The 20142-nt window shown below is 66.1% G+C and carries 15 protein-coding genes; 12 read left to right on the top strand and 3 right to left on the bottom strand.

Annotated features, from left to right (window positions below; all coding sequences use genetic code 11):
• Position 1 precedes the first annotated feature (1 nt).
• Complete coding sequence (locus AB1I47_RS08855) at positions 2 to 403, bottom strand: hypothetical protein (protein ID WP_354683398.1); 402 nt, start codon at positions 401 to 403, stop codon at positions 2 to 4.
• Here AB1I47_RS08855 and cyaY point away from each other — a divergent pair.
• Positions 402 to 737 carry an iron donor protein CyaY gene (gene cyaY / locus AB1I47_RS08850; RefSeq protein ID WP_354683397.1) on the top strand — a complete coding sequence of 112 codons (336 nt, stop codon included), beginning with the start codon at positions 402 to 404 and terminating at the stop codon, positions 735 to 737. The genes AB1I47_RS08855 and cyaY overlap by 2 nt on opposite strands.
• 64 nt (positions 738 to 801) lie before the next feature.
• Here the strand turns inward: cyaY and AB1I47_RS08845 are convergent, their stop codons facing one another.
• Positions 802 to 3174, bottom strand: a complete 2373-nt coding sequence (locus AB1I47_RS08845; protein WP_354683396.1) for a penicillin-binding protein 1A — start codon at positions 3172 to 3174, stop codon at positions 802 to 804.
• A gap of 378 nt (positions 3175 to 3552) precedes the next feature.
• Here AB1I47_RS08845 and pilM point away from each other — a divergent pair, with 378 nt between their 5' ends.
• The 11 genes from pilM (at position 3553) to AB1I47_RS08790 (ending at position 19365) form a co-directional block, all read left to right on the top strand.
• Complete coding sequence (pilM, locus tag AB1I47_RS08840; RefSeq protein ID WP_354683426.1) at positions 3553 to 4623, top strand: type IV pilus assembly protein PilM; 1071 nt, start codon at positions 3553 to 3555, stop codon at positions 4621 to 4623.
• An 18-nt stretch (positions 4624 to 4641) separates the two neighbouring features.
• Positions 4642 to 5343 carry a PilN domain-containing protein gene (locus AB1I47_RS08835; protein WP_354683395.1) on the top strand — a complete coding sequence of 234 codons (702 nt, stop codon included), beginning with the start codon at positions 4642 to 4644 and terminating at the stop codon, positions 5341 to 5343.
• Between the two features lie 2 nt (positions 5344 to 5345).
• Positions 5346 to 6017: a type IV pilus inner membrane component PilO gene (locus AB1I47_RS08830; RefSeq protein ID WP_354683394.1), complete on the top strand. Its 672-nt coding sequence runs from the start codon at positions 5346 to 5348 to the stop codon at positions 6015 to 6017.
• Complete coding sequence (locus tag AB1I47_RS08825; RefSeq protein ID WP_354683393.1) at positions 6014 to 6565, top strand: pilus assembly protein PilP; 552 nt, start codon at positions 6014 to 6016, stop codon at positions 6563 to 6565. Before AB1I47_RS08830 ends, AB1I47_RS08825 begins: the two co-directional genes overlap by 4 nt.
• Positions 6562 to 8700 (top strand): type IV pilus secretin PilQ, encoded by a 2139-nt coding sequence (locus AB1I47_RS08820; RefSeq protein WP_354683392.1) that lies wholly within the window; start codon positions 6562 to 6564, stop codon positions 8698 to 8700. The genes AB1I47_RS08825 and AB1I47_RS08820 overlap by 4 nt, the downstream gene beginning before the upstream one ends.
• Positions 8701 to 9053: 353 nt before the next feature.
• On the top strand, positions 9054 to 9614 hold the full coding sequence (locus tag AB1I47_RS08815; RefSeq protein ID WP_354683391.1) for a shikimate kinase: 561 nt from the start codon (positions 9054 to 9056) through the stop codon (positions 9612 to 9614).
• Positions 9611 to 10717 (top strand): 3-dehydroquinate synthase, encoded by a 1107-nt coding sequence (gene aroB, locus AB1I47_RS08810; protein WP_354683390.1) that lies wholly within the window; start codon positions 9611 to 9613, stop codon positions 10715 to 10717. Before AB1I47_RS08815 ends, aroB begins: the two co-directional genes overlap by 4 nt.
• Before the next feature lie 48 nt (positions 10718 to 10765).
• Positions 10766 to 11902: a deoxyguanosinetriphosphate triphosphohydrolase gene (locus tag AB1I47_RS08805; RefSeq protein ID WP_354683389.1), complete on the top strand. Its 1137-nt coding sequence runs from the start codon at positions 10766 to 10768 to the stop codon at positions 11900 to 11902.
• Positions 11903 to 11980: 78 nt separating this feature from the next.
• Positions 11981 to 12706 (top strand): transposase, encoded by a 726-nt coding sequence (locus AB1I47_RS08800; protein ID WP_354683388.1) that lies wholly within the window; start codon positions 11981 to 11983, stop codon positions 12704 to 12706.
• 369 nt (positions 12707 to 13075) lie between these two features.
• On the top strand, positions 13076 to 17785 hold the full coding sequence (locus tag AB1I47_RS08795) for a glutamate synthase-related protein (RefSeq protein WP_354683425.1): 4710 nt from the start codon (positions 13076 to 13078) through the stop codon (positions 17783 to 17785).
• A gap of 116 nt (positions 17786 to 17901) precedes the next feature.
• Entirely contained in the window at positions 17902 to 19365 is a 1464-nt protein-coding gene (locus AB1I47_RS08790) for a glutamate synthase subunit beta (protein WP_354683387.1), read from the top strand.
• Between the two features lie 77 nt (positions 19366 to 19442).
• Here the strand turns inward: AB1I47_RS08790 and AB1I47_RS08785 are convergent, their stop codons facing one another.
• Complete coding sequence (locus tag AB1I47_RS08785; RefSeq protein ID WP_354683386.1) at positions 19443 to 19982, bottom strand: GNAT family N-acetyltransferase; 540 nt, start codon at positions 19980 to 19982, stop codon at positions 19443 to 19445.
• Positions 19983 to 20142 lie beyond the last annotated feature (160 nt).

The following is a 20142-nucleotide window of genomic DNA, read 5'->3' as shown; positions in this document are numbered from 1 at the left end:
GTTATCGGGTGGTGGGGGCGGCTGGGGACGCAGCCGGCTGTGCGGCCGGGGCTGCCGAAGGGTTCACGAACGGCGCCGGCATGTCGTCCGTACGGCCCAGGCCCGGATCGGGCACGGTCGGCCGGGCCGGTTCGGGCGGCACTTTGGGCATGGTCAGCGGCCCGCGGATGCCGCATCCGCCCAGCAGGGGCATCGCAAGGGCGGCGGCAAACGCCGATACAATCGCAACACGACGCAGCATCGGGTCGTCCTTTAGGCTGTTGGCAAGGCATTGGATTGCCTGACGCGCACGGCCCAGGCATTCGAAGGAATCTTTACCAGTACTGATCAACAAAAAACGCCGTTTGCGCCACGTACGCCCGGTCCGGGCAGCGGCGGCAACGGCGGTCTCGGAGTTTAGCATGCCCCCCTTGAGCGAAAGCGAGTTCCTGGCCCTGGCCGCGCAGGAGCTGGACCGCATCGAAGCCGCGGTCGAAGCGGCCGCCGACGCGGCCGATGCCGATATCGAAATCAGCCGCACCGGCAATGTGATGGAGCTGGAGTTTGAGAACGGCACCAAGATCATCATCAACAGCCAGGCGCCGATGCAGGAGCTGTGGGTGGCGGCGCGCGCCGGCGGCTTTCACTTCCGCCGCGACGGCGAGCGGTGGGTGGATACGCGCAATGGCGGCGAGTTGTATGCGGCGTTGTCGGGGTATTTGAGCGAGCAGGCGGGAGCAGCCCTCAAGCTGGTCTGAACCGCAGCGCAGCAAAAGAAAAGCCGGCCATATGGCCGGCTTTCTGCTTTCTGGCGGCTGGCTGTCAAGCCCCGCCAAACATCTCCAGAATCTTCTTCTTCTCCTGCTCGGTATCCGCCGGCGGCGTGGTCGATTCCTCCGGCTTGCCCGGCCACGGGTCGCCCAGGCCCACCGAGGCCACGCCGGCGCCGCCCGCGTTCTCCTCGAAGGTCCAGTCGCCGCCCACCATCAGCACGCCTTCGGGCGCCGGACGCTCGGGCGATTCCGGCACGCCCTTGAGCGCCTTGCTCATGTAGCCGACCCAGATCGGCAGCGCCAGCCCGCCACCGGTCTCGCGCACGCCGAGGCTCTTGGGCTGGTCGTAGCCCATCCAGGCGATCGCCACCAGGTTGGGCGTGTAGCCGGCGAACCAGGCGTCGACCGCATCGTTGGTGGTACCGGTCTTGCCGGCCAGGTCGTTGCGGCCCAGGCGCTGCTTGGCGCTGTTGGCGGTGCCGTAGCGCACCACGTCGCGCAGCATGGTATCGGCGATAAAGGCGGTGCGGGCATCGAGCACGCGCACGGCGTCGGTGCCGGCGCGTTGCGGATGGGTTTCGGAGATCACGTTGCCGCGCGCGTCCACCACCTTCTGGATCAGGTACGGGTTGACGCGGTAGCCGCCGTTGGCAAACACCGAATAGGCGCCTGCCATCTGCAGCGGCGTCACCGCGCCCGAGCCCAGCGCCATCGGCAGGTAGGCCGGGTGCTTGTCGGCCTCGAAGCCGAAGCGCGTGATGTAGTCCTGCGCGTACTGCGTGCCGATCGCGCGCAGGATCCGCACCGAGACCAGGTTCTTCGACTTGGCCAGCGCGCGGCGCATCGTCATCGGACCCTCAAAGCGGCCGTCGTAGTTCTTCGGCTCCCACACCTGGCCGCCGGTATCCGGGCCGATGGTCAGCGGCGCGTCGTTGATCACCGTGGCGGGCGAGAAGCCCTTTTCCAGCGCCGCCGAGTAAATGAACGGCTTGAAGCTGGAACCCGGCTGGCGCCACGCCTGCGTCACGTGGTTGAACTTGTTGCGGTTGAAGTCGAAGCCACCGACCATCGACCGGATCTCGCCGTCCTGCGGGTTGATCGACACGAACGCGGCGGCCACTTCCGGCAGCTGCGTGACCGTCCAGTTGCCCTTGTCGTCCTGCGTCACGCGGATGATCGCGCCCGGGCGCATCTTCATCTTGGGCTGCGCGTTGGCCGACAGCGACGGTGCGATAAAGCGCAGCGCCGAGCCTTCGATGGTCGCCACTTCGCCGGACAGCAGCGTGGCCTTCACCTGCTTGGCCGACACGCTGGTGACCACCGCCGAGCGCAGGTCGCCGCTGCCGGGATGCTCGACCAGCGCATCGTCGATGGCCTGCTCGCGCTCGGCCGGATCGGAAGGCAGGTCGATAAACGCTTCAGGGCCGCGGTAGCCGTGCTTGCGCTCGTAGTTCATGATGCCGCTGCGCACCGCCTCGTAGGCCGCGTCCTGGTCGGGCTTGGTCAGCGTGGTATAGACCGTCAGCCCGCGCGTGTAGGTTTCTTCACGGTATTGCGCGTACATCAGCTGGCGCACGATCTCGGCCACGTACTCGGCATGGGTGGAGAACTCGTTGCCCTCCGTGCGAACCTTCAGTTCCTCGCGCACGGCCTGGTCGTACTGCTCGGGCGTGATATAGCGCAGTTCGTGCATGCGCTGCAGGATGTATTCCTGGCGCACCTTGGCGCGGCGCGGGTTCACGACCGGGTTGTACGCCGACGGCGCCTTGGGCAGGCCGGCCAGCATCGCGGCCTCGGCCGGCGTCACCTCGCGCACCGACTTGCCAAAGTAGACGCGCGCGGCGCTGTCGAAACCGTAGGCGCGCTGGCCCAGGTAGATCTGGTTCATGTACAGCTCGAGGATCTGGTCCTTGTTCAGGTTGGCCTCGATCTTGTACGCCAGCAGCATCTCGTAGATCTTGCGGGTGTAGGTCTTCTCGCTCGACAGGAAAAAGTTGCGCGCCACCTGCATGGTGATGGTGGAAGCACCCTGCGACAGCCCGCCACGCAGGTTGGCCAGCCCGGCGCGCAGCACGCCCACGAAGTCGACGCCGCCGTGCTCATAGAAGCGGTCGTCCTCGATCGCCAGGACCGCCTTTTTCATCACGTCAGGGATCTCGGCGATGGGCACGAAGTTGCGCCGCTCCTCGCCGAATTCACCGATCAGCACGTTGTCCGCGGTGTAGATGCGCAGCGGAATTTTCGGCCGGTAGTCGGTGATGGTGTCCAGCGAAGGCAGGTTGGGCGCGGCCACCAGCAACGCGTAGCCCAGTAGCAGCGCGATCATGACGGCACCGGCGACAACCAGTCCGACCGCCCAGAACATGAGCCGCGCCCAGATGGGGCGTCGGGCAGGGTGGGACTTGTGTTGTGCTGTGGCCATAAGGGAATACCTAGTCAGGGGTGCCCGGGATTATATCTTCCGGCATCGGGCCAGCCGGGCGCGCAGTGCCCCGCCCGCCGCTATCGCGCTGTTACAAGATGTAATACGGTGGATGCCGGCGAGCACGGCGAAGTTACATGCAGCAAGTGGCTGCGGATGGGAACCCGACGACCGTGGGGTTTTGGCAACGGTATCCGGGGAGCCGTCTGAAAAAGCAATGGGGGCCTGAGAGGCACATTGCCACCACTGGCGGATTTTGTGAGAATCGCCCAACATAAAAGAGCAAACGTTTCAATCAAGAAACACGGCTCGCCGATTAGAGCGATCACGCCACGGGCGAGTTCAAAAGTCAGGGGGGTCACCTTGCGACGGGGCATTTTGTCGGGGCTTCTGCGGCGGACTACGGTCGGCGTGGATATCGGGTCTTCCAGTGTCAAGGTAGTCGAGCTGTCCGTAGGGGGCAACAGGCAAGACTACCGACTGGAAAAATGCGCCAGCGAACTGCTGGACCGCAACGCCGTTGCCGATGGCAACGTCATCAATATCGAGGCAGTCGGGATCGCGTTGCGGCGCGCGCTCGGCAAGGCCGGCATCCGTTCGAAAGACGTAGTGCTGGGCGTGCCTTCCATGCTGACCGAATCGCAGACGGTCAGCCTGCCGGACAACCTGTCCGAAGACGAACTGTATTCCCAGGTCGAATCCGAGGCGCACCGGCTCTATCCGCCGTCGCAGGCGGTCAACTTCGACTTCGCCGTGATCGGCCCCAGCGAGACCGAGGGCGGCATCGGCGTGCGCGTCACCGCGGCCAACAGCGACCGCGTGCAGGAGCGCGTGACCGCCGCCGAGATGGCCGGGCTCAAGCCGCAGGTGATGGACGTCGAGGAGTACGCGGTGCAGCGCTCGGTCGTGCAGATGCTGGGCGTGCCGAAGGAAATGTCGGAAGCCGATGCCCGCGCGCTGCCGGTCGTGGCGGTGGTCCACCTGGGCGGCAGCCGCTCCAAGGCGATCTTCTACCAGGGCTGGAAAGAGCTCTACGAACAGCCACTGAACAGCTACGGCGACCAGCTCACGCAGAGCGCGGCGCGCATGTTCACGCTCGATGCGCTCAAGGCCGAGATCAAGAAACGCAAGAACACGCTGCCCGAGGCGTGGCGCACGCAGTTGCTCAAGCCGTCGCTGGAGGGGCTGGCGATGGAAGTGCAGGCTGCGATCGGCAACTTTATCGCGAGTTCCAGCCTGGGCCGGGTCGACGAGATCCTGCTGTCCGGCGGGCATGCGTCGCTGCTCGGCGTGCAGTCCGCGATCCAGCAGCAGACCAAGATCACCACCACACTGGCGAATCCGTTCGCCAACATGGCGACCAACGTCAAGGTCAACGAGCGCTACCTGCAGCGCGACCTGCCGGCGTATATCGTCAGTGCAGGCCTCGCATTGCGCGGCCTGCAATAACGCTCCGGAGGCATTCGAATGTCTACGAACACGCTGCCTTCGGTCAACCTGCTGCCCTACCACGAAGCCCGCAAGGCGGCACGCCGCAAGCGGGTCTATTCGATGCTGGGCGCGGCCGCGGCCGCTGGTGCCGCGGTGGTGTTGCTGGGCGGCTTCTATATCGACGGGCGCATCGACTCCGTGGTGTCGCTCAACCAGGTGCTGAGCGCGGAGAATGCCAGGCTGGACGGGCAGATCCGCGAGGTCAACAGCCTGAAGAAGGACATTGACGCGCTGCTGCAGCGGCAGAAGGCGGTGGAAAGCCTGCAGACCGAGCGCAATCGCCCGGTGCAACTGCTCGAGGAACTGGTGCGTCAGGTGCCCGAGGGCGTCTACCTGACCAGCCTGAAGCAGACCGGCGAGGCCTTCACCATTGCCGGCGTGGCGCAATCCAACGAGCGCATTTCCGAACTGCTGCGCAACCTCAGTGGCGTGGCCTGGCTCGACAAGGCCGAGCTGATCGAGTCCAAGGCGGTCACCATGACCAATAACCTGCGCGAGCAGCGCCGGTTGTTCGATTTCTCGATGCGCTTCGCGTATCGCGCGCCAGAAATGCCAGGCAAGGGGCCGGGCGCCGACGGCAAGAAGGCCGCACCGGCGGGCGCCGTGCCGGCCGTTCCCGCACCCGCCGCTCCCCCGGCTCCCGCACCCGCACCAGCCCCCGCAGCCGGAAAGGCCTGACCATGGCGCTCAATACTGAAATCAACCTGGCCGACCTGACAAGCCAGTTCCGCGGGCTCAACCTGAACGAGCCGGAAACCTGGCCGGCCGCGCCGCGTGTGTTGTTTGCGGTGCTGGCTGCGGCAGTGGTGCTGCTGCTGGGCTGGCAGTTCTACTGGAGCGCCAAGTTCGACGAACTCGACCGCCAGCGCCTGGAGCAGGAGAACCTGAAGCAGGCCTACCAGTTGAAAGTGGCGCAGGTGGCCAACCTCGAGGCGCTGCGCGAGCAGAAGAAGCAGGTCGAGCAGCGCGTGGCGCTGCTGGAGCGGCAACTGCCGAACAAGACCGAGATGGACGCGCTGCTGGCCGACGTCAACCACGCTGGCGTCGCGCGCGGGCTGCAGTTCGAGCTGTTCAAGCCGCAGGCGGCGGTGGTCAAGCCTTACTTTGCCGAGATCCCGGTGAACCTGCGCGTGACCGGCCGCTACCACGAGGTGGCGCAGTTCAATGCCGACGTGGCCGCGCTGTCGCGGATCGTGTCGATGCAGAACCTGCAGCTTGCCAACACCAAGGACGGCGGGCTGACGATGGAGGCGGTGGCAATGGCCTACCGCACGCTCGACCCCGAAGAGCAGGCCGCGCAACGCAAGGCCGCCGCGGCTGCTGCTGCCGCCAGGCAAGGAGGTGCCAAATGAGTCGCACCGCCCGTACCCGTAGCCTGCCATGGGCCGCATCGCCGCGCACGGTCGCGCTGGCGGCGCTGGCGGTTGGCCTGCTCGGCGCCTGCGGCGCCAGCGATGAAGACGCGCTGCGCCAGTGGATGGATACCACGCGCAACGCCCGCGCCAAGCCCCCCGAGCCTTTGCCTGAAGCCAGGCCCTATGTGCCGCGTGAATACGCTGCGGCCAACGCGCCCGAGCCGTTCGCGCAGGCCAAGATCGGCGAACTGAACAAGACGCTGCCGGATTCGCCTGAAGCCGGACGGCGCCGCGAGCCGCTGGAAGACTATCCCCTCGAGAACTTCAAGATGCTCGGCATGATGAAGAAGCAGGGGGAAACCTTCGGCGTCGTCAGTGTTGATAACAAGATCCACCACGTCAAGGTGGGTCAGTATCTCGGCCAGAGCTATGGCCGGGTGGTCCGCATCACCGATCAGGAGATCGTGCTGCGCGAATTGGTCCGGGAGGGGGTATCAGAGTGGAAAGAGAAAATGACCAGCCTGAAGCTGGAGGTGCCGGCATGATTCTCGCGCGCTGGTACCGTGCGCTCGCGGGCGCCCTGACGACAACGATGGCGCTGTGGCTGATGATCGCCGCGCCGGCCGCGCTGGCACAAAGCAACCGGCTCAAGGCGGTGGAAACCAGCACGGTCGGGGAGCAGACGGTGTTCACGATCGAGCTGGAACGGCCGCCGACACAGAAGCCGGTGGACTTCACCACGCAGAACCCGGCACGGCTCGCGATCGATTTCTTCGATACCGGCTTTGCCGAGCGGCGCGCCCAGTACGAGTACGGCGGCAAGCTGGTCAAGACCGCCAACGTGGTGCAGATCGGCGATCGCACCCGGGTGGTCTTCGAACTCACCCGCAACGCCACCTACCGCACTGAAGTGCGCGGCAATTACTTCGTGGTGGCGCTCGATCATGTGGCGCCGGCGGCCAGGAGCGCCGCGCCCACGTTTGCGCCGGCCGCGACGATGACGCCGGGGACCGCCGCGGCGCGACCGTCGGTGCGCAATATCGACTTCCGCCGCGGCGCGGACGGCGCCGGGCGCGTGGTGGTGGACCTGTCGTCGCGCGACTCGGGCATCAATATCGCGCAACAGGGCCAGAACGTGGTGGTCGACTTCCTCGGCACCACGCTGCCCGACAACCTGCGCCGCCGCTTCGATGTCAGCGACTTCGGCACGCCGGTCCAGGGCATGCGCGCCAGCGACGCCAATGGCAGTGCGCGCCTGACCATCGAGCCGCGCGGCAACTGGGAGTACAGCTCGTACCAGACCGACACCCAGTTCGTGGTTGAGGTGCGCCCGGTCAAGGAAGACCCGACCAAGCTGATCAGCGGCCCGGGCTACCGCGGCGAGCGCCTGTCGCTGAACTTCCAGAACATCGACATCCGCTCGCTGCTGCAGGTGTTTGCCGATTTCACCAACCTGAACATCATCACCAGCGAAAGCGTGCAGGGCAACATCACCCTGCGGCTGAAGGATGTGCCGTGGGACCAGGCGCTGCAGATCGTGATGGATGCCAAGGGGCTGGCCTCGCGCCGCAACGGCAATGTGCTGTGGGTGGCGCCCAAGGCGGAGCTGCAGACCAAGGAAAAGCTCGAGCTCGAGTCGCAGCAGCAGATCAATGACCTCGAGCCAATCCGCAGCCAGGTGTTCCAGCTCAACTACCAGCGCGCCGAGGACGTGCGCCGGATGCTGCTGGGCATGGGTGCCGGTGCCAACGGCAGCGCGGCATCGATCGGTGGTGCGGGCGCGGCGGGCGCGGCGGGCGCCAGCACGCGGATGTTGTCCAGGCGCGGTTCGCTGACCGCCGATGCGCGCACCAACCAGCTCTTCGTGTCGGATATCGCCAGCAAGCTGGAAGAGGTGCAGAGCTTTATCGGCAAGATCGATATCCCGGTGCGCCAGGTGATCATCGAGGCGCGCATCGTCGAGGCCACCGATTCGTTCAGCCGCAACCTGGGCGTGAAGCTCGGCTTTGCCGGCCAGTACAACAACGCCCGCGTCGGCAACACATACAACAACGTGGTGCCGGGCGCGACCTCCGACAACGGCCCGTTCCTGAGCCTGCCGGCGGCCTCGATCAATGGCACCAACCCGGCCAATGTCGCGGTGAGCCTGTTCAACAGCGCCGCCACGCGCTTCCTGGCGCTGGAGCTGTCGGCGCTGGAGGCCGACGGCAAGGGCAAGATCATCTCCAGCCCGCGCGTGGTCACGGCCAACAATATCAAGGCGCTGATCGAGCAGGGCACCGAGCTGCCCTACCAGGCGGCGACCTCCAGCGGCGCGACCTCGGTGCAGTTCCGCAAGGCCAACCTGAAGCTGGAAGTGACACCGCAGATCACGCCCGAAGGCAATGTGCTGCTGGACGTGGACGTGAACAAGGACAGCGTTGGCATCCAGACCACCTCGGGCTTCGCCATCGACACCAAGCACGTGCAGACCCAGGTGCTGGTGGAGAACGGCGGCACCGTGGTGATCGGCGGCATCTATACCCAGACCGAGTCCAACGACACCGACAAGGTGCCGCTGCTGGGCGATATTCCGGTGCTGGGCTACCTGTTCAAGAACAATGCCAAGGTGCGCAACCGCACCGAACTGCTGGTGTTCCTGACCCCGCGCATCCTCAACGACAACGTGTCGCTGAAGTAGCGCATGCCGGCGATGGCCCGTGGACCGGGCCGGATACAGTAGACTGGCAGGCCGCATCGCGAGATGCGGCCTTTTTTTGCGCGCCGGGCGGTGCAACGGCCAGGGAGGGGCCGGCGGAGCAGGGCATCGCGCAGTCATGTGCGCTATACCGCATCCGCTACTTGCCGGGCGCGCCACAACATAAGAAGATGATGCAGTTCCCAACCGGGGAGGACGGCCCGAGCGCCGCGCTCCCGAACGATAGTCCAGTGACACCCTCAGCGACAGGGCCGGCGGCACAGCGCGCCGAGTCCGATCGACCGGCATCAGAGCGACCGGATTCCGATCGACCCAACCTCTTTTTCGTCGGCCTGATGGGCGCCGGCAAGACCACCGTGGGCCGCACGGTGGCGCGGCGCCTGCATTATCCGTTCTTCGATTCCGACCACGAACTCGAGGCGCACTGCGGCGTCCGCATCCCGGTGATCTTCGAGCACGAGGGCGAAGCGGGCTTCCGCGACCGCGAAGCGGCGATGATCCGCGAGCTGACCGGGCGCCAGGGCATCGTGCTGGCTACCGGCGGCGGCGCGGTGCTGCGCGCCGAGAACCGCGAGCTGCTGAAAGCGCGCGGCACCGTGGTCTACCTGCGCGCCAGCCCGCACGACCTGTGGCTGCGCACCCGCCACGACCGCAACCGCCCGCTGCTGCAGACCGAAGATCCCAAGGGCCGGCTCGAGGCGCTGTACGCCGAGCGCGACCCGTTCTACCGCGAAGTCGCGGACTTCATCATCGAAACCGGCAAGCCCTCGGTGGCGCAGCTTGCTAATATGGTGTTGATGCAACTTGAAATGGCCGGTTTCCCGATCGATCCCCCGCAGCCGGCCTCCACGCCGCCGGAAGCATTGGAGCCGCCGGCGCAGGACCCCAATCCATGATTACGCTTGAAGTCGACCTGGGAGCGCGCAGCTACCCCATCCATATCGGTACCGGCCTGCTGGACAACGCCGAGCTGCTGCGTCCGCACGTGCGCGGGCAGCACGCCGTCATCGTCACCAATGAAACCGTCGGCCCGCGCTATGCGGCGCGCGTCGAAGCCAGCCTCAAGGCGCTGGGCAAGACCGTGCGCACCGTGACGCTGCCGGACGGCGAAGCCTTCAAGCACTGGGAAACGCTGAACCTGATCTTCGACGCGCTGCTGCAGGCCGGCGCCGACCGCAAGACCACGCTGGTTGCGCTGGGCGGCGGCGTGGTGGGCGATATGACCGGGTTTGCCGCCGCCTGCTATATGCGCGGTGTCCCGTTCATCCAGATGCCGACCACGTTGCTGGCGCAGGTGGATTCGTCAGTGGGCGGCAAAACCGGCATCAACCATCCACTCGGCAAGAACATGATCGGCGCGTTCCACCAGCCCAACGCGGTGATCGCCGATATCGACACGCTGCGCACGCTGCCCCCGCGCGAGCTGGCCGCCGGCATGGCCGAGGTGATCAAGCACGGCGCCATCGCCGATGTGCAGTACTTCGGCTGGATCGAGCGCAACATCAAGGCGCTGAACAACTGCGACCCCGAGCTGATGGCCGTGGCGGTGCAGCGTTCCTGCGAGATCAAGGCCGGCGTGGTGGCGCAGGACGAGCGCGAGGGCGGCCTGCGCGCCATCCTCAATTTCGGCCATACCTTCGGCCACGCGATCGAGGCCGGCATGGGCTATGGCGCCTGGCTGCACGGCGAGGCGGTGGGCTGCGGCATGGTGATGGCCGCCGACCTGTCGCACCGGCTCGGCTTTATCGATATCGAGACGCTGGCGCGCATCCGCACGCTGACCCAGGCTGCGATGCTGCCGGTGGTGGCGCCGGAACTGGGCACCGATCGCTATATCGAACTGATGAAGGTCGACAAGAAGGCCGAGGCCGGCAGCATCAAGTTCATCCTGCTGAAGAAGCTCGGCGAGGCGTTTATCACCACGGTGCCGGATGCCGACCTGCGTGCCACGCTGCAGCACGCCGTCCTGAAACCTCCTACCGAGGCCCCGGTCGCGTGATCGATCGGTTATGCCTCGCAACCCCAGCAACAGCCAACGGATTGCCGCATGACCGACTTTGAAAGCCATCTCGCCCCGTACGCCGCCCGCTCCGCGCAGACGCGCGGGCGGGTGCATGCCGAATCCGCGTCGCTGTCGCGCAGCGAATTCCAGCGCGACCGCGACCGCGTGATCCACAGCACGGCGTTCCGGCGGCTCGAGTACAAGACCCAGGTCTTCGTCAATCATGAGGGAGACCTGTTCCGCACCCGCCTGACCCACAGCCTGGAGGTGGCGCAGATCGCCCGCTCGATCGCGCGCAACCTGCGGCTCAATGAAGACCTGGTCGAGGCGATCTCGCTGGCGCACGACCTGGGCCACACCCCCTTTGGCCACGCCGGGCAGGACGCGCTCAACACCTGCATGAAGAACCACGGCGGCTTCGAGCACAACCTGCAGAGCCTGCTGGTGGTGGACGAGCTGGAGGAGCGCTACGGCGGCTTCAACGGGCTGAACCTGACCTTCGAGACCCGCGAGGGCATCCTCAAGCATTGCTCGCGCGTCAACGCCGCGGCGCTGGGGGAGCTGGGGCGGCGCTTCCTGGAGGGCACGCAGCCGTCGCTGGAGGCGCAGCTGGCCAACCTGGCCGACGAGATCGCCTACAACAACCACGATATCGACGACGGCCTGCGCTCCGGGCTGCTGACGCTGGAGCAGCTTGACGAAGTGCCGATGTGGGCGCGCCACCGCGCCGAGGTGGCCGACGCCTTCCCGGGCATAAACGGCCGCCGCGCCATCAACGAGACCGTCCGGCGCATGATCAATACGCTGATCGTCGACCTGATCGAGACCACCAGCAGCAATATCGCCGCGGCCAACCCGCGCTCGATCGACGCGGTGCGCGCGGCCGGGCCGCTGGTCGGCTTCAGCCCGCAGATCCATGAGGAAGCGGCGGCGCTCAAGCGCTTCCTGTTTCGCCACCTGTACCGGCACTACCTGGTGATGCGGATGTCAGCCAAGGCCCAGCGTATCGTCGGCGACCTGTTCCAAGCCTTTATGGGCGATCCGCGCCTGCTGCCGCCGCAGTACCAGGCCGGGCATGGCGCCGACCAGCCGCGCCTGATCGCCCACTACATCGCCGGCATGACCGACCGCTACGCGATCCGCGAACACCGCCGTATCTTCGCCGTCAGCGAGGGCGACTGACGGGCGCCGGCACTGCTGCCGGATTAATTGGGGACGGATCAGGCTATCATGCGGGCATCGATGCTCGCATGACCTGCCATGGCCCGTCTTCCCCGCTTTTCCCCCGCCGGCCTCCCCGCCCTGGTGTTGCAACGCGGCAACAACCGCCAGGACGTCTTTCTCGGCCCCGACGACTACCTGCACTACCTCGACTGCCTGCGCATGGCCGCGCGCGAGCATGACCTGGCGGTCCACGCCTATGCGCTGCGACCCAACCACGTCCATCTGGTGGCCACGCCCAAGGCACAGGATTCGCTCAGCCTGACCATGCAGGCGGTCGGGCGCCGCTACGCCCGCTACTTCAACCGCGTTGCCAACCGCACCGGCACGCTGTGGGAGGGGCGCTTTCGCTCGGCGGTGTTCGATCCGGCCCAGTGGATGCTGCCAGCAATGCTCTACGTCGAAAGCAACGCGCAGCGCGCCGGCGAAATGACCACGCCTGAGGCCGACCGCTGGAGCAGTTACCGCCACCATGCCGGCATCGAGGCGAGCCCGTTTGTAAGCGACCACTCCGCGTACTGGGAGCTGGGCAATACGCCGTTCGAGCGGCAGTCCAACTACCGCGTGCTGAGTGCGGAAGGCCTGTCCGGCAGGACGTTGGCCACGCTGCGCACCCATGCGCATAGCGGCTGGCCCCTTGGTGACGAATCATTCCTGGCGCAACTCGAACGGCACGCGACGCGGCGTGTTCAGCCGCTTCCGAAGGGCCGCCCCAAAAAGGTGCAAGCACGGGCAGAAGAGGTGGTCGGAAGTCCGCAAAACTAATGTGTCCCCATTTAATGCGATCACCGAAACGGTGCGAATATAAATGTGTTCTGACCCCATTTAAAAATTTTGCGAGGCGAATAAGATTCCCATATAGTTGCTCCACCCACAGTCATTGTGCGGCGCGTCACGCCCGTGTACGCCGCTGCGGCCCGCAGACAGCTTCGTCCCCGAATCCCTCCGCCGACCTCGGCCGGCTGGATATATAGAAAGCGCGCGGTCCCCGTTCCGGTACGCCCAGTCGTTCGCGCAGCCTTCACCGGAATTCAGCCCGTGGACCAAACGAAAAATCTTTCGGCCCAAGCGCAGACCAGCGAGCAGATCGCCACGTCCTCCACCGCCATCGACTTGCGCCCCCAGGCGCAAGGCATGTACGACCCGAGCAATGAGCACGACGCCTGCGGCGTCGGCATGGTCGCGCATATCAAGGGCAAGAAGTCCCACGAGATCATTTCCCAGGGCCTGAAGATCCTGGAGAACCTGGACCACCGCGGCGCGGTCGGCGCTGACCCGCTGATGGGTGACGGTGCCGGTATCCTGATCCAGATCCCCGACCAGTTCTACCGCGAGGAAATGGCTGCGCAGGGCGTGAGCCTGCCGCCCGCCGGCGAATACGGCGTGGGCATGATCTTCCTGCCCAAGGAACACGCCTCGCGCCTGGCCTGCGAACAGGAACTGGAGCGCACCGTCCGCCTGGAAGGACAGGTCGTGCTGGGCTGGCGCGACGTGCCGGTGGACGCCAACATGCCGATGTCCCCGACGGTGCGCAAGACCGAGCCGGTGATCCGCCAGATCTTCATCGGTCGCGGCCGCGACATCATGACCACGGACGCGCTGGAACGTAAGCTCTACGTCATCCGCAAGACCGCCAGCCACGCCATCCAGGCGCTCAAGCTCAAGCACGGCAAGGAATACTTCGTGCCGTCGATGTCGGCCCGTACCGTGGTGTACAAGGGCTTGCTGCTGGCCAACCAGGTCGGCGAGTACTACCTGGACCTGCAGGACCCGCGCGCCGTGTCGGCGCTGGCCCTGGTGCACCAGCGCTTCTCGACCAACACCTTCCCGGCCTGGGAACTGGCCCACCCGTACCGCATGGTCGCCCACAACGGCGAAATTAACACGGTCAAGGGCAACGTCAACTGGATCAACGCCCGTACCGGCGCGATCTCGTCGCCGGTGCTGGGCGACGACCTGCCCAAGCTGTGGCCGCTGATCTATCCGGGCCAGTCCGATACGGCATCGTTCGACAACTGCCTCGAACTGCTGACGATGGCCGGCTACCCGCTCGTCCACGCGATGATGATGATGATCCCGGAAGCCTGGGAACAGCACACGCTGATGGACGACAACCGTCGCGCCTTCTACGAGTACCACGCCGCCATGATGGAGCCGTGGGACGGCCCGGCCGCGATCTGCTTCACCGATGGTCGCCAGATCGGCGCCACGCTGGACCGCAACGGCCTGCGCCCGGCACGTTTCTACGTGACCGAGGACGACGTCGTGGTGCTGGCCTCGGAAGCCGGCGTGCTGCCGTTCCCCGAGTCGCGCATCGTTGAGAAGTGGCGCCTGCAGCCGGGCAAGATGTTCCTGATCGACATGGAACAGGGCCGCATCATCGACGACAAGGAACTGAAGGACAACCTGGCCAACGCCAAGCCGTACAAGAGCTGGATCGATGCCGTGCGCATCAAGCTGGACGAGATCGACGCCAAGCCGGAAGACGTCGCCGCCGAGAAGAAGCCCGTGGCCAAGCTGCTGGACCGCCAGCAGGCGTTCGGCTACACCCAGGAAGACGTCAAGTTCCTGATGGCGCCGATGGCGCTGGCCGGCGAGGAAGCCACCGGCTCGATGGGTAACGACTCGCCGCTGGCCATCCTGTCGTCCAAGAACAAGACGCTGTACCACTACTTCAAGCAGCTGTTCGCCCAGGTCACCAACCCGCCGATCGACCCGATCCGCGAGAACATGGTGATGTCGCTGGTGTCGTTCATCGGCCCGAAGCCGAACCTGCTCGAGCTGAACAACATCAACCCGCCGATGCGCCTCGAAGTGTCCCAGCCCGTGCTGGACTTCAAGGACATCGCCAAGATCCGCAACATCGAGCACTACACCGGCGGCAAGTTCCGTGCGTACGAACTGAACATCTGCTACCCGACTGCCTGGGGCAAGGAAGGCATCGAAGCGCGCCTGGCCTCGCTGTGCGCCGAAGCCGTGGATGCGGTGCGCTCGGGCTACAACATCCTGATCGTGACCGACCGCCGCGTGGACGCCGACCATGTCGCGATTCCCGCGCTGCTGGCCACGTCCGCCGTGCACCACCACCTGGTGGAGAAGGGCCTGCGCACGTCCACCGGCCTGGTGGTCGAGACCGGCACCGCGCGTGAAGTGCACCACTTCGCGTTGCTGGCCGGCTACGGCGCCGAAGCCGTGCATCCGTACCTGGCGATGGAAACCCTGGCCGACATGGCCAGCGGCCTGTCGGGCGACCTGTCGCCCGAGAAGGCGGTCAAGAACTTCGTCAAGGCGATCGGCAAGGGCCTGTTCAAGGTGATGTCCAAGATGGGCATCTCCACGTACATGTCGTACACCGGCGCGCAGATCTTCGAAGCCATCGGCCTGTCGCGCGAGCTGGTGCAGAAGTACTTCCACGGCACGCCGTCGAACGTCGAGGGCATCGGCATCTTCGAGGTCGCCGAGGAAGCGCTGCGCCTGCACAAGGACGCGTTCGGCAACAGCCCGGTGCTGGAAAACATGCTCGACGCCGGCGGCGAATACGCCTTCCGTATCCGCGGCGAAGAGCATATGTGGACCCCGGACTCGATCGCCAAGCTGCAGCACTCGGTGCGCGCTGACGACGGCAAGGGCGCCTACCAGACGTACAAGGAATACGCCAACATCATCAACGACCAGAGCAAGCGCCACATGACGCTGCGCGGTCTGTTCGAGTTCAAGGTGGATCCATCGCGCGCGATCCCGCTGGAAGAAGTCGAGCCGGCCAAGGAGATCGTCAAGCGCTTCGCCACGGGCGCCATGTCGCTCGGCTCGATCTCGACCGAAGCGCACACCACGCTGGCGCTGGCGATGAACCGTATCGGCGGCAAGTCCAACACCGGCGAAGGCGGCGAGGACGAGAAGCGCTACCGCAACGAACTGCGCGGCATCCCCATCAAGCAGGGCGATACCCTCAAGGGCCTGCTGGGCGACGGCGTGATCGAGAACGACCTGGAACTGCGCGACGGTGATTCGCTGCGTTCCAGGATCAAGCAGGTGGCGTCGGGCCGTTTCGGCGTGACCGCCGAGTACCTGGCGTCGGCCGACCAGATCCAGATCAAGATGGCGCAGGGCGCCAAGCCCGGCGAAGGCGGCCAGCTGCCCGGCCACAAGGTGTCGGACTACATCGGCAAGCTGCGTTACTCGGTGCCGGGCGTCGGCCTGATCTCGCCGCCCCCGCACCATGACATCTATTCGATCGAGGATCTGGCACAGCTGATCCACGACCTGAAGAACGTCAACCCGTCGTCGGATATCTCGGTCAAGCTGGTGTCCGAAGTGGGCGTCGGCACCGTGGCCGCGGGCGTGTCCAAGGCCAAGGCCGACCACGTGGTGATCGCCGGCCATGACGGCGGCACCGGCGCCTCGCCGTGGTCGTCGATCAAGCACGCCGGCACGCCGTGGGAGCTGGGCCTGGCCGAGACGCAGCAGACGCTGCTGCTCAACGGCCTGCGCAACCGCATCCGCGTGCAGGCCGACGGCCAGATGAAGACCGGCCGCGACGTCGTCATCGGCGCGCTGCTCGGCGCCGACGAGTTCGGCTTCGCCACCGCGCCGCTGGTTGCGGAAGGCTGCATCATGATGCGCAAGTGCCACCTGAACACCTGCCCGGTGGGCGTGGCCACGCAGGATCCGCAACTGCGCAAGAAGTTCCAGGGCAAGCCGGAACACGTGGTGAACTTCTTCTTCTTCGTTGCAGAAGAGGCCCGCGAGATCATGGCCCAGCTGGGCATCCGCAAGTTCGACGAGCTGATCGGCCGCGCCGACCTGCTCGACACCAAGCCGGGCATCGAGCACTGGAAGGCACGCGGCCTGGACTTCAGCCGCATCTTCCACCAGGTGTCGCTGGGCGCGGACGTGCCGCTGTACCACACCGACGTGCAGGACCACGGCCTGTCGGCCGAAGCCGGCAAGGCGCTGGACCACGTGCTGATCGCCAAGGCGCGTCCGGCGATCGAGAAGGGCGAGCGCGTCTCGTTCATCCAGCCGGTCAAGAACGTCAACCGTACCGTCGGGGCAATGCTGTCCGGCGTGGTCGCCAAGCAGTACGGCCACGAAGGGCTGCCCGACGACACCATCCACATCCAGCTGCAAGGCACCGCCGGCCAGTCGTTCGGCGCGTTCCTGGCGCACGGCATCACGCTGGACCTGGTGGGCGACGGCAACGACTACGTCGGCAAGGGCCTGTCGGGCGGCCGCGTGATTGTGCGTGCTCCGCATGAGTTCCGCGGCGATCCGACCCGCAACATCATCGTCGGCAACACCGTGCTGTACGGTGCCATCGCCGGTGAAGCGTTCTTCAACGGCGTGGCCGGCGAGCGCTTCGCGGTGCGCAACTCGGGCGCCGTGGCAGTCGTGGAAGGCACCGGTGACCACGGTTGCGAGTACATGACCGGCGGCACGGTAGTGGTGCTGGGCGGCACCGGGCGCAACTTCGCGGCCGGCATGTCGGGCGGCGTGGCCTACGTCTACGACGAGGACGGCCTGTTCGACAAGCGCTGCAACACCTCGATGGTGGCGCTGGAAGCGGTGCTGGCCGCGGCCGACCAGGAGAAGGGCCAGGGCCCGGCTTCGTGGCACAAGGTCGACGGCAAGCGCCAGCTGGATGAAGTCATCCTGCGCAACCTGATCGAGCAGCACTTCCGCTACACCGGTTCGGAGCGCGCCAAGGCGCTGCTGGCGGACTGGACCACGGCACGCCGCAAGTTCGTCAAGGTCTTCCCGACCGAGTACAAGCGCGCGCTGGGCGAGATGTACGCCAAGGAACAGGCCGCCCGCGACAGCGACCGCGAAGCCATCGCGGCCTGAGTTCGGCACCAACGTAGCGAAGGGCCGCGGCAGCCGCCGCGGCCCCGACAAGATACTGACCCCACAGCGAGGCCGGCGACGCCGCCGGTCCCGCGCAGCATGACCAAGGACGCAACATGGGTAAGGCGACTGGCTTTCTCGAATTTCCGCGCCAGAACGAAGGCTACGAACCGGTAGTCAAGCGCGTGAAGCACTACAAGGAATTCGTGTTCGCGCTGTCCGACAGCGAAGCGAAGATCCAGGGTGCGCGCTGCATGGACTGCGGCATCCCGTTCTGCAGCAACGGCTGCCCGGTCAACAACATCATCCCCGACTTCAACGACCTGGTGTACCGCCAGGACTGGAAGTCGGCGATCGAGGTGCTGCACCAGACCAACAACTTCCCCGAGTTCACCGGCCGTATCTGCCCGGCACCGTGCGAGGCCGCCTGCACGCTGGGCATCAACGAGCTGCCGGTTGGCATCAAGTCGATCGAGCACGCCATCATCGACAAGGCCTGGGAAGAGGGCTGGGTCGCGCCGCAGCCGCCCAAGCACCGCACCGGCAAGACCGTGGCCGTGGTCGGCTCCGGCCCCGCCGGCATGGCCGCCGCGCAGCAACTGGCGCGCGCCGGCCATGATGTGACCGTGTTCGAGAAGAACGACCGCATCGGCGGCCTGCTGCGCTACGGCATCCCCGACTTCAAGATGGAAAAGACGCTGATCGACCGCCGCATGGAGCAGATGCAGGCCGAAGGCGTGACCTTCCGTCCGGGCGTGATGGTGACCGACGGCGAACTGCCGGCCGGCATCAAGAACTACGCGCGGGAAACCATCTCGGCCCAGGCCCTGATGGAGCAGTTCGACGCCGTGGTGCTGGCGGGCGGCTCGGAAGTGCCGCGCGACCTGCCGGTGCCGGGCCGCGACCTGGCCGGCATCCACTTCGCGCTGGAATTCCTGATCCCGCAGAACAAAGAAGTGGCGGGCGACGGTGAAAACGAGATCCGTGCCGAAGGCAAGAACGTGATCGTGATCGGCGGCGGCGATACCGGCTCCGACTGCGTGGGCACGTCCAACCGCCACGGCGCCACCTCGGTGACCCAGTTCGAACTGCTGCCGCAGCCGCCGGAAGAAGAGAACAAGCCGCTGGTGTGGCCGTACTGGCCGATCAAGCTGCGCACCTCGTCGTCGCACGACGAAGGCTGCGAGCGCGACTGGTCGGTCGCCACCAAGGAATTCATCGGCGAGAACGGCAAGGTCACCGCGCTGAAGGCCTGCCGCGTCGAATGGAAGGATGGCCGCATGCAGGAAGTGGAAGGCAGCGAGTTCATCCTGCCGGCCGACCTGGTGCTGCTGGCGATGGGCTTCACCAACCCGGTGGGCTCGATGCTGGAAGCATTCGGCGTGGATACCGACGCGCGCAAGAACGCCAAGGCCGCGACCGAGGGCGAGCGTGCCTACCACACCAACGTGCCCAAGGTGTTCGCCGCCGGCGACGTGCGCCGCGGCCAGTCGCTGGTGGTGTGGGCGATCCGCGAAGGCCGCCAGGCCGCGCGTTCGGTTGACGCGTTCCTGATGGGGCATAGCGACCTGCCGCGTTGAGCTGCCCTTGATCCAATGAAAAAGCCCGCCTGGCGCAAGCCGGCGGGCTTTTTTCTTGTTGGTGGCGTGCGCGGTGCTCACTCCGCCAACACCCGCTCCATCAACACCGCATCCGCCCCATAGTCGCCCAGCTTGACCGCATGCCGCGACGCCGTCCCGGCAGCCACCGGCGCGTACCCAAGCCTGCGCCACCATGACGCGGCGGACTGCACCGCGATCAGCCGCGAGCGCGTGAGCCCGCAGGCGCGTGCCGCCGCCAGTGCCGCCTGGTACAGCCGGGGCGCCAGTCCGGCGCCACGCCCGGCAGGGGCCACCGCCATGTCATGGACAAACCACGTCAGCGCGTCCGGCGCGGCCGCGCGGCGCCAGCGATCGTCCAGCACACCATCGAGCGGCGGCAGGCCGGCCTCTGGCCAGGGATGCGTAAACAGATAAGCGGCGACGGCGCCGGGATGGCGCGGGTCGGGCGCAACAAAGCAGGTCTGCGGGGACAGCGCCAGCCGGCTTGCCAGCGCGGCTTCGCTCTCCAGCAATACCCCGGTATAGCAACTGGCCTGCACCGCCAGCACGGCCGGCAGGTCGGCAGTGACCATCGGCCGCACGGTGAAATTCGACATCACGCGATTATATCGGGCGATAAATGCGGGTCGCCCGTGCCCGGGGCGATGGCGCTTTTGGCAAGCCTGCACAAGCCTTCAGGGTTCTCCCGGCTATGGTTTACGTGCCTGTGGTGCCCTTCGCATAGTCCTTACAATTTTCTAAAACGATTAACGGAAA

It is taken from the genome of Cupriavidus necator (genome assembly GCF_040578825.1).
Taxonomy (GTDB): domain Bacteria; phylum Pseudomonadota; class Gammaproteobacteria; order Burkholderiales; family Burkholderiaceae; genus Cupriavidus; species Cupriavidus necator_E.
The sequence above is the reverse complement of the archived record's forward strand: the minus strand, read 5'-3'. Positions and strand labels throughout refer to the sequence as shown.

Coding starts and splice junctions, on each gene's coding strand:
- AB1I47_RS08835 (WP_354683395.1), top strand. CDS start 4,642: ATGTCTACGAACACGCTGCCTTCGGTCAACCTGCTGCCCTACCACGAA.
- AB1I47_RS08805 (WP_354683389.1), top strand. CDS start 10,766: ATGACCGACTTTGAAAGCCATCTCGCCCCGTACGCCGCCCGCTCCGCG.
- aroB (WP_354683390.1), top strand. CDS start 9,611: ATGATTACGCTTGAAGTCGACCTGGGAGCGCGCAGCTACCCCATCCAT.
- AB1I47_RS08795 (WP_354683425.1), top strand. CDS start 13,076: ATGTACGACCCGAGCAATGAGCACGACGCCTGCGGCGTCGGCATGGTC.
- AB1I47_RS08825 (WP_354683393.1), top strand. CDS start 6,014: ATGAGTCGCACCGCCCGTACCCGTAGCCTGCCATGGGCCGCATCGCCG.
- AB1I47_RS08820 (WP_354683392.1), top strand. CDS start 6,562: ATGATTCTCGCGCGCTGGTACCGTGCGCTCGCGGGCGCCCTGACGACA.
- AB1I47_RS08830 (WP_354683394.1), top strand. CDS start 5,346: ATGGCGCTCAATACTGAAATCAACCTGGCCGACCTGACAAGCCAGTTC.
- AB1I47_RS08845 (WP_354683396.1), bottom strand. CDS start 3,174: ATGGCCACAGCACAACACAAGTCCCACCCTGCCCGACGCCCCATCTGG.
- AB1I47_RS08800 (WP_354683388.1), top strand. CDS start 11,981: ATGGCCCGTCTTCCCCGCTTTTCCCCCGCCGGCCTCCCCGCCCTGGTG.
- AB1I47_RS08855 (WP_354683398.1), bottom strand. CDS start 403: ATGCTAAACTCCGAGACCGCCGTTGCCGCCGCTGCCCGGACCGGGCGT.
- cyaY (WP_354683397.1), top strand. CDS start 402: ATGCCCCCCTTGAGCGAAAGCGAGTTCCTGGCCCTGGCCGCGCAGGAG.
- AB1I47_RS08790 (WP_354683387.1), top strand. CDS start 17,902: ATGGGTAAGGCGACTGGCTTTCTCGAATTTCCGCGCCAGAACGAAGGC.
- AB1I47_RS08785 (WP_354683386.1), bottom strand. CDS start 19,982: ATGTCGAATTTCACCGTGCGGCCGATGGTCACTGCCGACCTGCCGGCC.
- AB1I47_RS08815 (WP_354683391.1), top strand. CDS start 9,054: ATGGGCGCCGGCAAGACCACCGTGGGCCGCACGGTGGCGCGGCGCCTG.